This is a genomic window from Heliomarina sp., assembly GCF_052826185.1.
This window is the reverse complement of sequence record NZ_JBRBUI010000045.1, coordinates 343,830-355,196: the sequence shown is the minus strand read 5'-3', so window position 1 is coordinate 355,196 and position 11,367 is coordinate 343,830. Positions and strand designations below refer to the sequence as shown.

Below are 11,367 nucleotides of genomic sequence, written 5' to 3'. Positions count from 1 at the left end.
GGGCGGATTTAATTGCACCGAGCTCTTGCACCGCTCGCAATATACGCCATATACCATCCATACAGATGGAGAATGGATGATGAGCAACGTCCGGCAGCTGCGTGACAAGACAGCGGAAAGCGAAAAGATCACTATAAACCTCGGATATGTGGATCTGGGACGTATCGATCTTCTGGTGCAGGAAGGCTTCTACTCAAACAGAAGCGACCTTATCCGAACTGCCATCCGCAACCAACTTGCGAGCCACGACGACCCCGTCACCAAAACCATCGAGCGGCACAGTATGGAGCTTGGCCTGCGCGACTATACCCGGGCCGATCTGGAAGCGGTGCGGGACGCAGGCGAGATCCTGCATATCAAGGTTGTCGGGCTCGTCCGTATCGCGTCCGACGTTTCTGCTGAACTTGCCTTGGAAACCATCGGGTCGATCAACGTGCTCGGCGCGCTTCAGGCAAGCAATGACATCAAAAAAGCGCTTTCCGAGCGCATCACATAACCGAACTCATTCGAGGACTAAAGAAATGAACGACTTTACCGCCGGTGCCATGCGCCGGGCGACGGAATCCCTGCGCGCCAAGGGGATGTCCTCGGCCAACGATCTGGTGCAGCGTACGCTTGCCCAACACGGGCTGTCGGGCGGCCCTGCCCAGAAGACCGGAGGGTCAGCGTCTTCCCTGCCCGGCTTGGATAGCCTTATGGCCCAGTTCGGTCGCGGCAATGCGGAGGTAGATATTCCTCAGGATGCTGAATTCCGCGTGGATGTGTTTTCCGGCAGCACCGGTTCGCGGCAATACCGGACCTATGTGCCCTCCACTTTGGGAGAGAACCCGCCCGAAGGGATCATCTTGATGTTGCATGGATGTACGCAGACGGCCGAGGATTTTGCTATTGGCACCGGCATGAACGATCTTGCCGAGGCACATCGACTGATCGTGATCTACCCCCAGCAGTCCCGGGGCAGCAATGCGCAATCCTGCTGGAACTGGTTCAGCAAGGGCGATCAGAAACGCTACCGGGGAGAACCTGCGATCCTTGCGGGGATCACACGCGAGGCGGTCGTGAAATTCCGAGTTGATGAGAAGCGCGTTTTTGTCGCCGGATTGTCAGCCGGTGCGGCGATGGCAGTTATTCTGGGCATAACCTATCCGGATGTGTTTGCTGCCGTCGGCGCACATTCCGGCCTGCCCTACGGCGTTGCGAGCGACGTGTCATCCGCCTTTTCCGCAATGGCCGGGAATGCTGCCAACGCGCAGCCTCTACCTTCGCATGGCCCGGGGGTGCGCACGATCGTATTCCACGGCGGCGCGGATTCCACCGTACATCCCGGCAACGGCGATAAAATCATGCGCAACGCGATGGACGAAGGCCCGCGCGAAACGCTGGAGACTGAAGAACAGGGCACCATCGGCGGCAAGAGTTTCACGCGCCGGGTGATTTCGACACTCGACGGATCGCCCGCGTTCGAGCAATGGCGCGTCGATCGATTGGGGCATGCGTGGTCGGGCGGGGATTCAGGTGGATCCTATACGGATCCCGAGGGGCCGAATGCCAGCTCCGAGATGGTTCGGTTCTTCCTTGCGGTCGATGGCTCGCAGGTGTGAGAGGTGTCTCTTACACGAGATCAGGGTCAGCTCTGACTTCCCTCGCTTCGGCAAGTCCTCAATAGCCCCCTGCCGCCGGTATCCGGCGGCAGGGATTTGATATCAGGGATCAGCTTTTGACGCTGCCCAGATTCTGCTTTTCAGCCTCGGATTTTGCGGCGTCGGTCACCCGGTTGCCGGCTTCCTTGGCTTTTTCCGTAATAGCCTCGGCCGCAGAAGGGGCAGCGGCGTCGGCGTCGGATTTGACTTCGCGCGCGACCTTGAGTGCCTCGTTGGTCGCCGCATCGGCAACCTTGGCAACCTTTTGGCTTTCCTCGTGATAGATGCGCTCTGCCTCTTCGAAGATGTCATCTCGGGCCTTGCCGAAATAGTGATCTTCGCTCTGGCTGCGCGGGAGGGCCGCTGCCACCGCAGCCCCTGCTGCAACCGCAAGCGCACCCGCGATCAGCGGATATTCGTCAAAAAGGTCTGCCGTTCTTTCGCGACCGCGTTGGGTGTAATCGCCCATCCCATGCCAGGCGTCGAGTGCCCGCTCGCGCGCAGCGATGACCCGCTCTCGCGCTTCCTCGCTGAGGGCTTCCGTGCCTTGGGCAAGCCGGGTGCGCATGTCGGATATTCCGTCGGCTGTGGCACCGGCCGCCCGGCTCGCACCGTCTGCCACGGATCGCGCTGCACCCGAGACGGCCGAAGCCGCCGCCGACGCGCCTGACGCGGCACCCGAGGCTGCACGCTGTCCACCTTCGCCTACAGCCGAAGCCGCACCGGACATCACGCCCTCTTTGTCATCCGAGGTTCCGGCAGACGCACGCGAGGACGCATCGCCAGAATAGTGCGTGGTACCTTTTGCAGAGCCGGATCTGCCGTAGTCGCCCGGTTCTGTCGCCGCACGGGCCCATGACGGCATATCGCCGGTGCCGTAGGTACTTTCGGCCATACGGCGGTTATCGCCGTAATCGCGTGTCTCACGCCGCGACGTGAAGCGCTGTTCGCGCGCCTCTTTCCGCTGGCGTTCGAGATTTCGATCCTGCGGGATCGCCTCATCACGCCGATCATAGGACCCGCCGCTCGCGATTGGGGATTTATCGCCGAACACCATCCAGGCGATGCCTATGCCGGTCAGCGCAAGCGCAACGGGATTGCGCTTGACCGCATCCGCGACGGAACGGCTGATCTCTCCGCCGTTTTCACGGAACTGGTCGCTGAACTGCCGGGCGATGGATTCGACCGAAAAACGGTCCTGAAGATCGTTAAGGGTATCGGCGAGGCCGCTGCGCTCACGCTCGATATCGCGTTCGATTTCTGCAGGGCTTCTGGTATCACTTGTCATTGTAAACTTCCTTTACGGTCTGCGCATCGCGCTTGACGTTTTTTGCAGTCCTAGTGGGTGCCATGCTGCTCATCTTGAGCTCATTGGTGCCCTTGTTCATGAAGAGATAGGCCGCGATCCCGAAGGCGAGGCCCACGATCACGGCGGACCAGACACCGGGGATTCCAGCCTCGGTGAGCGCGCCGACCAGCGCTGCGCTGAGCACGTTCAGAGCAGTGATGGCGAGGACGACAGCCGCTGCAAGCATGCCGATGGCGACAGCAGCAGAGTTCATGTTTTCGCTGACTTCCGCGCGGGCCAGATCGACTTCGCTGCGAACGAGCGAGCTCACGTGGGACAAGGCATCCCCAAGCAGTGTTCCTGCAGATTTTTGTGGATCGACGCTCATACTTTTTCTCCTTCGGTTGCGGATGGGTAGACCGGCCGGGGGTCAGTGTTCTGCGCGGTCGTCATACCAGCTTCAGGGCGCGGCGGCAGCCGGTTTCCCCGGGTGTGACCGGTTTGATATGCCGTGCCAGCAGGCTGCGAGCCATGCTCGCTTGCCTTGGCAAAGCGCGTGGCGACAAACCCAAGCAGGGCGGCGCCGCCAAGAAAGACGAGCGGATTGCGACGTGCGAAACCATTGAGGTCGCCGACCACTTCTCCCAGATCCTTATTGCGGATCGCTTCGGAAGCATCCGCGAGGCCATCAGCAATCTGGCTGAAGGTCCGCTCTTGCGGGGAACCGCTGCGCAGATCGTCGGCGGCAGCACGCAGGGCAGATGCCACATCCTTGACTTCGTCCGCCGCGCCTTCCTTGGCTTGGTTTGCGTAAGTCCCGGCCTCGGCGGTGATCTTTTCCTTGGCATCCTGCGCCGTGGATTTCAGCGACTGCGCCGTATCGGATGCGACTTTCTCGGCGGTCTGCTTGGTATCCATGGCGCCGGGTTCATTTGTTTTGTCGATGGACATAATTGTTACTCCAAATAGAAAGGTTGATGGTTGGTTCGGGAGAAACCGTCATAGCGGTGCGGTTGGTCCCTGTTTTGCGCGAGGCTGAGAACGTCGTGACTTGCCAGACGAGAGGTCTCACGTCTGGCGTTCTCAATCGGCCATCGCGTCGAGATTGCGTGACCGTTCGGCAAGTTCCGACATGTAGGAATCGGATTCGTAGATGTCGTCGAGCGCCTGATCGAGTTTGCTGGCGGCTTCGTTCTCGCCCAGCGCTTCGGCAAAGGCCTTGGTGGTGCCGAAACCCGCGATCCCGTAGTGGCACATGCGCTGGTATTGCGCGATGATCGCCACATCCAATGCTGCGCCCGAAAGGTCGCTGTCGATGGCATGTTTGTGCGCCTCTTTCACGAGGCCTTCCATGCCCTTGCAATGGTCTTTCTTCATCTCGCCGCCGATGTCGCTCAGCAGGCTTTTCAAAGTTTGGGTATGCTCGTCGATCCCGGACTTGGAGGCGCTGAGACGGTCGGACAGGGTGCTGTCCGAAGCTGCGTCGGCAAGCTTGGCGACAGTCTCGGCCATCTGGTTGTTCGCGGACCAGAGATCCTGCAGTTCTTCGATATAGAGATCTTTCAGAGTGGTCATGTCAGTACTCCTTGGTTACGTCATTAAGAGACGGATCGGGTGAAATCGGTGATTTGGGCGGCCAAATCGGCAGGGCACCCGGCGAGGGCGGTGCCACTGGTGACGCCGCTTCTTTTCTGTTGGGCGCCGGCACAGGGCCGGTTGCCGGGCGCGACATTGCCTGCGTCAGCGTCTCGATATGTGCGGGCAATTCATCTACGCGCAGCGGTGTCCACCCGGCCCCGTCGAAAGGCCAGGCAGGCAGCGCCATTTGATTGACCGCAAGCCATTCAGCGGGGGGCAGACCTTCGTCTATGGTATAGGGTCGGCCTACGGTTCTCTGCTGGAGCGCCTCGGCCATCCCACCGGGCGCCCGCCCGTCCAGCCTGCAGGATACACGCACAATAACGTCGCTTGCGTGGCGCACTTTCAACCCGGCCGTCTTGGCGCGCCGAACGATATCTCGGTCTTCGCCGGTGCGGATTTCAGCAAACCCGCCGATGCGGCAATAGGCCGATTTCCGAAACGCGAGGCTTGCGCCCGAGGCTTCGCCGTGATGGGGCATTGGGTTGCAATGATCGGGGGCGTAGCGGTCGACATACCTGAGAACCAGATCTCGGTAGGTGCCTTCCAATGTCCCGTATTCAGCGTTCATCCCTGAAAGAGCGGCCGGATTATCACCGAGAGGTATCGGCAAACCGCAGACGACATCTGCCGTTTGAAGACGCTGGATGGTTCGTTCTAGCCAGTCTCCGGCGACAATGCTGTCGGCATCGCTCGTCAAAATGTATCTCAACGCGGGCATATGGGAGAGCGCATAGTCGGCACCCATCTTGCGGGCCGAACCGACACCGCCTTCGCCTTCCAGTTGGCAGTCAATCACCTTTACCGCGTACGGGGTGTCGCCTGCGATGCGCGCGGTATCGTCGGTCGAGTTATTGACAACAACGACGAGGCGGGCACGGCCAGCCAGTTGCGGGCCGAGGGCGGCGATACAATCGCCAATGCGATCCGCCTCGTTCCGGGCGGGGATAATGATCGCCGTGTCGTGCAGCGCATACGAGGTCATGGTGCGACCTCCGAAATGCCGGCATCGATCCGGTAATCCGTTGTTTGACACCGATTGGTGAAGCGGAACGCCCCTCGACTGGCGTTGGTGAAGATATCAAGCGCCTGCTGTCCGCTGAGCCTGTGGGCTGTATCGCCGAGATACGTGACGCATATGATCTCGGCCCGGGGCCAGTTGTGTGCGATCTGCGCCGCGAGGTAGACGATATCCGATGCATCGAGGAAGTAGAGAAATTCCGAGAGAATGATGAGATCAAATGGCCCACGCGGCAGATCACATGGATAGTAGCCCTTGATGAAGTGAGCGTCCGGATTTTTCTCACGCGCCGCGTTCAAAGCTTTTTCGACGGCATCCATGCCGAGGTAGGCTTTGCAGAGTGGCGCGATGTAACGCGCAAGTTCCCCATTGCCACACCCGATTTCCAACGCCGACGCGTAGGACAACTGGCGTAGCGCGTTCCGTGTCGCCCGAAATCTCTCCTGCTCATAAGCGCTTGTGGCAAAGGCCCAGGGGTCGTCGCTACTGGCGTAAATTTCGTTAAGTCGGTTCAGGGAGACGGATGTCATTCTTGCCTCCAGTAAATTTCATCCTCGAGGATGAATTTCTCGACAAACCGTGGGTCCAGTTGAAAGCCGAGCGGATCATCATCCACGCATTGGCCCATCTGACTTGCATGGGAAAACACAGCCGCCCGCTTGGCCGGACCGTGACGACCGGGAGAAAAACGGATGGCGTTGCGCATCCCCAGAGCCTCATCGAAATGTGGATCGTCCCAGCGCGACCAGACTGGGTATCTGTATTGCGGGACGTCCGGGCACAGGGTGGCCACTTGCGCGGCGATGGCGGCGGTTGCCTTGTGGTCGGCATGGTGATCCTCGACCGCGGTGGCAAAGAGCGCCCCTGCCCCGGTCTGACGGATGATGGCGCAGATCCGGGCGGCGACGATCAAATGATCGCAATCGCCGAGCGCCGCGTCGGGCAGGCCGAGCCACGTGAGGTCGGACGGCGATCCGCCGAGCGCGACAAGCGCCGCTTCCATTTCGGCGCGCCGTCGGTTTGCCAGACGTTCACGCGTCCAGATCCTCGAGCCCGGGTGAGAGGCGGCGCCGTCTGTCATGCAGATCACATGCGCGCCCGCGCCCCTGAAGGCATGAGCCAACAGTGCACCGCAGCCAAGGCTTTCATCATCGGGATGCGGTGCCAAAACCACAATTGGACCAGTGATATCTGCTATCAACTTGCTCAAAGCATCAACTCCCACATGTCAGCCGAGGAGCGAAGGGTGACCTCTGCAAATTGCATCAGCATGGCGTCGCGCGCGGCCTGCCGAAGATAAACCGACAGGTCGCGCGCCTTGCGGTGGCTTTCCGAGTGCGGTTGGAAATGTCCCAGACCGACACTTTGCTGGACCCCGGCGATGACCGAAAGGGCGATCTCCTCGGTCTTTATCCTTGCGGCAATTGCTTGCGCGACCTGCTGCGCATGGGACTGGAACGGACCGGACGCGGCCTTGAGAACAAGGGACGTGCCCGAAAGGGTGCTCATCGCGAGCGCGCCCAGTCTGATCTTTTGCGCTTCGGCCCCAAGCCTGTCCAAAGCGCGCAACTCATCCGCTGCGGCGGCAAGTAACCCGATGGCGCCGCCGATCTGCAATGCTGCGATACGCCAGACACCGCCCACGAAATGCGGCTCGACCGTGTAGTCGCCAGCATTGCCGATCCAGCTGATATCCTCGGTGAGAATTCCGGAGAAATCATAGGTTCCGGAAATCGTCGCCCTCATGCCCGGCATTTGCCAAGAGGATGGATCGGCGCGAGAAGCATCGCTCACGTCGATGAAAGCCATCCGCGAGGCGGACCCGGTGCCAACGGGCACCAACGCGTGCGAAACTATGCCCAGACCCGAGGCGAACTTCTTTCGGCCGGACAGGGTATCCGTTACGTCATCCACGGCCACAGGATCGGTATCGTCGGCCCCCCAGACGCCGCAAAAGCCCCCGACGGCAACCAGTTGGCAGGCGCGGCGATAGGTTTGAGGCGTGCCGTAGATGTCGATCAATTGCAGGGCATTCACGTGTCCCTCCAACAGTCGACCCAATGAAAGGTTCGCCCCGCCGATACGCATGAGTAGCCGCGCAAGTTCTTGCGGGGTCAGACGTTCCACTCCATTCAGCAAATCGTTCTGATGCAGGAGTGCGACGGAAGCGGCGATACCGCCGCCGGTTTCGTCCTCGAGGCGGGCATTTTGTTCGATTTGGCTCAGCACCCTGTCCAAAGACTGGAATGCGTCGTCCCTCCGAGGCGTTGGCATCGCGATCATCGCATCGCCCCTTCCCGCATCGGCACGTCTTGCACCGAAAGCGACGACCAGAGGTAATTTGTCCAGCATCGCGCAACCGAGTGCATTCGGAAAGCCTCCCTCCCCTCGACTTTGGGGAAGTTCGCTTGCCAGTTCTGGATCCGCGCGATGAGACCTTTTACATCGGTTCCGTCAATGCACTGCCCGGCACCGGCGACCTCGTCATTTGCGCCTAGGCCGCGCTGCACCAGAACCGGCGTGCCGACGGCATTGGCCTCGGCAATGACAAGACCGAAGGTTTCGGCAAAGCTTGTCTGCGGGTAGAACAGGCAGAGGGCGCGACGCATGTGACGCAGCAAGGTATTATGCGGCAGTTTGCCGAGGAAATGCACGTTGTCGGGCACCGCACCGCAGGGCCATTTCAGATAGCCGGGGTCCGCGACCATCAGCGTCAGCTCCGGCAGTTCGCGCCGCACTGCATCGAACATCTGCATGACCTCTGCCAGACCTTTGTGGGGCGAACTGGCAAACAACAAACGATTAGTGTCGCGCGGCGTGTTGTCCGGCGCCAGGTCGTTCGAGATTGGATTGTGGATATGCAGGATACGCGGTGTTGGGCCGCCCGCGAGAAATGCTCGCAAACTTGTGGCGTGACTTGCCGAGACGCAGATGACGTCTATGCCCGCCTTATGCAGGGCCGCGCCCATGCGCCGGTTGTGACGTCCGGGAACAACATGCAGCCAAAGCGCGATTGGCACATCGGGCATGGACGCGCGCAGCTTTACTGCCGCTTTCCACGAATTGATGACGATCACCATGTCAGGTTGCCCGGCTGTGTTCAGCCTGTTCATCGGAAGCATATTGCCGGCCGTCGCGCGTTCGCATGAATGGCGTTCGGCCTGAAAATGGGTGATATCGAAACTCCCGTTCAGCGCGAAACTCGTCCGCAAGATTGTCGCCTCGGTCCCGCCGAGACCGCCTGCCATGAGATCGGAGGGCGCATAGGAACGCGGACTAGACGGATCCACGATCGCAATCTGGGGTCGGCTGTACGGGGACTGTTTCATTGTGCGGCGGTCTCATGAAGGGGCGCACCCTTGCAGGCGGCGTAGATACGAGAGAGTGTCTGGCGGGTTGCCGTGGTCTGGGGCAGATCGCGCAACGCGAGGGACTGGGGATTGCTGACAAATGCAATTTCCAGATTGGCGAAATCGATAATCTCGGGGGCGATACGCCCCGAACGTCGCCATTCATCGACCCGCGCCCAGACCATCTGGCGGTCGGCCTTGCGACGCGTGCTGACATAGCCCGATGCTTGCGATTGGGTCAGACTGTCGGTGGTCTCGATCTTCACCAGCAAAAGCTCGGGGATTACCCTGATAATTTCACCGTTCAGGATCAGCCGGTTACGGAACTCGCGATCCTCTTCGATGCAATCGGCAAAGCCCCCGTTTCGTTGCAGTAATTCCTGCCTGAACAACCCCGAATTGATATGTGTCCATTCGCCGGGCACCTGCGACCCCATCTGCAGGTTCGGAAAGACATCGTCACAGAGCGAGAGGTCTTTGCGGATCGCGACGCGGCGCCCGTCGGGCAGGATCAGCTCGTGATGTACCAAGGCCGCAGCAACGCTAAGATCTTCCCCGGCCTGACGGTGTGCCATCTGCCAGTTCAGGCATTCGTCAGCCTTCATGTTCGGTTCGATGAGGGCGCGCACCTGCATCAAAATTTTGTCCCGGTGGGGAAGGTCATCTGAATCGTGGAAGGTTACGGCGTCTCCGTCCGTCAGAAGCAGCCCAGCGTTCTTGGCCCGGGCCGTCCCGACGTTGCGTGCAAGACGGATGTAACTAAAGCTGGGCTGGTCGAAATAACCTTCACAAGCGGCGAAAGTGTCATCGGTGCTGCCATCGTCGATAACCGTAACGCGGGTATTCCACCAAGACTGCGCCAGCGCGGCATCGATGGCATGGCGGATCAGGTGCGCGCGGTTAAACGTAGGAATAATGATATCGACACAAGGGGCGAACGGCGCGGATGTCATGCTGTCGCTCCGTTCATATCGCAGGTCACAACGGACCTGTAATCACGCAACTGGCGACGGGTCAGCAAGGCGGCGGGTAACGGCAGGATCAGGGCAAGAACCGCGCAGAATACCAAGGGTCCCGCCGACCAGGCAGTGGAGAGCACGAATGTCGCCGCGAGAGCCAAAACCACTTGGGCAACTGGTTCATCGCACAACGGCGCAAGCAATTCGGTCGATTTGTTAGTGACATTGAAAGGCGTGCGTTTCGCAAGAACGGCATCCATCGTGGCAACGGCCGATACCGGCGCCAGCGCAAGACGGCAGGAGATCGCGCTGAGAATGACCTGGCGCGAGCGGTTGGCCACGGCACCCCGCCGCATGATGCGAGAACAGATTTCCAGAAGGCTGAGTAGGATGACGGCCGCCGACAGCATCAGGAGGGGCTGGGGAACCGAGTGCGTCAGCAATCCGATCAGCAGAACGGTAGCTGGCAGGAAGGAAAGGTTTACCCACGCGGTCAATTGCGAGCAGATTGCGATGCGCTGATGACCGCGCAACGGTCCGCCGGGCAGGCAAAGGTCCCGGGCATGGAGCATCAGCGTCGCGAGATTGCCGCTCGCCCAGCGGTAGCGTTGACTTTCCAGATCGTTCAGCGACAGGGGCAGCAGGCCCTGCCCCACCACAGTGGCAATGAAACGCCCGGTGTATCTGTTGCGGCACAGGCGCAGGCCCAGCTCGGCATCCTCGGTTGTGGTCGATCCCGACCAGCCGCCAGACGCAATCAGCGCTTGCTTTGAGAGGACCGAGAGCGTTCCGGTCAACAGCATAGCTTCGGCGCAGTCTGCGGTGGTGATATTCGTGCGGAAGTATTCCTCGAGTTCTGCGTCGACGCCGACGGCATTCTTGGTCGACATCCGGTACGCCTGAGGAAACTGTATATAGTCCGCGCCCGAGGACGCGAGAGCCTCCCTCGCAAGGCACAGGAATTCGGGGAAGACACAGTAGTCGGCATCGACCGTGACGATGTGCGTGGCATCAGCCCTGCTGTGTTCAAGCGCGATGTTGAGCGCACCGGCCTTTGCGCCTGACACATTCTCGCGATGAAGAAAGGTGAACCCGTCGCCAAGCTTGGCGCAAAAGGTTTCGATCGGCTTCCAGAGCGCAGGGTTTGACGTGTTGTTGTCGATTACGACTACTTCGAACTGATCACGGGGCCAGTTCTGCGCAGCGAGCGCTCTCAGGGTCTGGATAACCATGTCCGGCGGCTCGTTGTATGTGGCGACATGAACTGAAAAAATAGGATCCGCGCCTTGGCCGTGGGTCGCGGCCGGGCGCTGAACCTGCCGCCACGCCGATATTCTTACTGCGATAAGCGCAACCTGAGCGAGCAACAGAAAAGAACAGGCCGCAATCCCGAAGAGCGGAAACCAAACGAAAATTACCGTCAGGGCAGAACTTGCAATCAGGCAGCGGATCATTGTTCACCCCCAAGGTG

General features: G+C 60.2%; 13 protein-coding genes. 2 read left to right on the top strand and 11 right to left on the bottom strand.

Going from position 1 to position 11,367, the window contains the following annotated elements; all coding sequences use genetic code 11:
- Positions 1-79: 79 nt before the first annotated feature.
- Together ACU0FH_RS13945 and ACU0FH_RS13940 are read left to right on the top strand one after the other, a co-directional pair.
- Positions 80-496, top strand: a complete 417-nt coding sequence (locus ACU0FH_RS13945) for a CopG family transcriptional regulator (protein ID WP_446195613.1) — start codon at positions 80-82, stop codon at positions 494-496.
- Positions 497-521: 25 nt separating this feature from the next.
- A complete protein-coding gene (locus ACU0FH_RS13940; RefSeq protein WP_446195246.1) occupies positions 522-1,601 on the top strand; it encodes an extracellular catalytic domain type 1 short-chain-length polyhydroxyalkanoate depolymerase in 1,080 nt (359 codons plus the stop codon).
- A 109-nt stretch (positions 1,602-1,710) separates the two neighbouring features.
- Here the strand turns inward: ACU0FH_RS13940 and ACU0FH_RS13935 are convergent, their stop codons facing one another.
- The 11 genes from ACU0FH_RS13935 to ACU0FH_RS13885 form a co-directional block, all read right to left on the bottom strand.
- Positions 1,711-2,928, bottom strand: coding sequence for a DUF3618 domain-containing protein (locus tag ACU0FH_RS13935; protein ID WP_446195244.1), 1,218 nt, complete (start codon positions 2,926-2,928; stop codon positions 1,711-1,713).
- Positions 2,918-3,316: a phage holin family protein gene (locus ACU0FH_RS13930; RefSeq protein WP_446195243.1), complete on the bottom strand. Its 399-nt coding sequence runs from the start codon at positions 3,314-3,316 to the stop codon at positions 2,918-2,920. The genes ACU0FH_RS13935 and ACU0FH_RS13930 overlap by 11 nt, the downstream gene beginning before the upstream one ends.
- Positions 3,313-3,879, bottom strand: coding sequence for a hypothetical protein (locus ACU0FH_RS13925; protein ID WP_446195242.1), 567 nt, complete (start codon positions 3,877-3,879; stop codon positions 3,313-3,315). The genes ACU0FH_RS13930 and ACU0FH_RS13925 overlap by 4 nt, the downstream gene beginning before the upstream one ends.
- Positions 3,880-4,011: 132 nt before the next feature.
- Positions 4,012-4,503: a YciE/YciF ferroxidase family protein gene (locus ACU0FH_RS13920; RefSeq protein ID WP_446195241.1), complete on the bottom strand. Its 492-nt coding sequence runs from the start codon at positions 4,501-4,503 to the stop codon at positions 4,012-4,014.
- A gap of 1 nt (position 4,504) precedes the next feature.
- Positions 4,505-5,551 carry a glycosyltransferase gene (locus tag ACU0FH_RS13915; protein WP_446195240.1) on the bottom strand — a complete coding sequence of 349 codons (1,047 nt, stop codon included), beginning with the start codon at positions 5,549-5,551 and terminating at the stop codon, positions 4,505-4,507.
- Complete coding sequence (locus tag ACU0FH_RS13910; RefSeq protein ID WP_446195239.1) at positions 5,548-6,117, bottom strand: SAM-dependent methyltransferase; 570 nt, start codon at positions 6,115-6,117, stop codon at positions 5,548-5,550. Before ACU0FH_RS13910 ends, ACU0FH_RS13915 begins: the two co-directional genes overlap by 4 nt.
- On the bottom strand, positions 6,114-6,797 hold the full coding sequence (locus ACU0FH_RS13905) for a PIG-L deacetylase family protein (protein ID WP_446195238.1): 684 nt from the start codon (positions 6,795-6,797) through the stop codon (positions 6,114-6,116). The genes ACU0FH_RS13910 and ACU0FH_RS13905 overlap by 4 nt, the downstream gene beginning before the upstream one ends.
- Complete coding sequence (locus ACU0FH_RS13900) at positions 6,794-7,939, bottom strand: acyl-CoA dehydrogenase (RefSeq protein WP_446195237.1); 1,146 nt, start codon at positions 7,937-7,939, stop codon at positions 6,794-6,796. Before ACU0FH_RS13900 ends, ACU0FH_RS13905 begins: the two co-directional genes overlap by 4 nt.
- Complete coding sequence (locus ACU0FH_RS13895; RefSeq protein ID WP_446195236.1) at positions 7,867-8,916, bottom strand: glycosyltransferase family 4 protein; 1,050 nt, start codon at positions 8,914-8,916, stop codon at positions 7,867-7,869. Before ACU0FH_RS13895 ends, ACU0FH_RS13900 begins: the two co-directional genes overlap by 73 nt.
- On the bottom strand, positions 8,913-9,890 hold the full coding sequence (locus tag ACU0FH_RS13890) for a glycosyltransferase family 2 protein (protein WP_446195235.1): 978 nt from the start codon (positions 9,888-9,890) through the stop codon (positions 8,913-8,915). Before ACU0FH_RS13890 ends, ACU0FH_RS13895 begins: the two co-directional genes overlap by 4 nt.
- Positions 9,887-11,350 (bottom strand): glycosyltransferase family 2 protein, encoded by a 1,464-nt coding sequence (locus tag ACU0FH_RS13885; RefSeq protein ID WP_446195233.1) that lies wholly within the window; start codon positions 11,348-11,350, stop codon positions 9,887-9,889. Before ACU0FH_RS13885 ends, ACU0FH_RS13890 begins: the two co-directional genes overlap by 4 nt.
- Positions 11,351-11,367 lie beyond the last annotated feature (17 nt).

Coding starts and splice junctions, on each gene's coding strand:
- ACU0FH_RS13945 (WP_446195613.1), top strand. CDS start 80: ATGAGCAACGTCCGGCAGCTGCGTGACAAGACAGCGGAAAGCGAAAAG.
- ACU0FH_RS13940 (WP_446195246.1), top strand. CDS start 522: ATGAACGACTTTACCGCCGGTGCCATGCGCCGGGCGACGGAATCCCTG.
- ACU0FH_RS13935 (WP_446195244.1), bottom strand. CDS start 2,928: ATGACAAGTGATACCAGAAGCCCTGCAGAAATCGAACGCGATATCGAG.
- ACU0FH_RS13930 (WP_446195243.1), bottom strand. CDS start 3,316: ATGAGCGTCGATCCACAAAAATCTGCAGGAACACTGCTTGGGGATGCC.
- ACU0FH_RS13925 (WP_446195242.1), bottom strand. CDS start 3,879: ATGTCCATCGACAAAACAAATGAACCCGGCGCCATGGATACCAAGCAG.
- ACU0FH_RS13920 (WP_446195241.1), bottom strand. CDS start 4,503: ATGACCACTCTGAAAGATCTCTATATCGAAGAACTGCAGGATCTCTGG.
- ACU0FH_RS13915 (WP_446195240.1), bottom strand. CDS start 5,551: ATGACCTCGTATGCGCTGCACGACACGGCGATCATTATCCCCGCCCGG.
- ACU0FH_RS13910 (WP_446195239.1), bottom strand. CDS start 6,117: ATGACATCCGTCTCCCTGAACCGACTTAACGAAATTTACGCCAGTAGC.
- ACU0FH_RS13900 (WP_446195237.1), bottom strand. CDS start 7,939: ATGCTGGACAAATTACCTCTGGTCGTCGCTTTCGGTGCAAGACGTGCC.
- ACU0FH_RS13895 (WP_446195236.1), bottom strand. CDS start 8,916: ATGAAACAGTCCCCGTACAGCCGACCCCAGATTGCGATCGTGGATCCG.
- ACU0FH_RS13890 (WP_446195235.1), bottom strand. CDS start 9,890: ATGACATCCGCGCCGTTCGCCCCTTGTGTCGATATCATTATTCCTACG.
- ACU0FH_RS13885 (WP_446195233.1), bottom strand. CDS start 11,350: ATGATCCGCTGCCTGATTGCAAGTTCTGCCCTGACGGTAATTTTCGTT.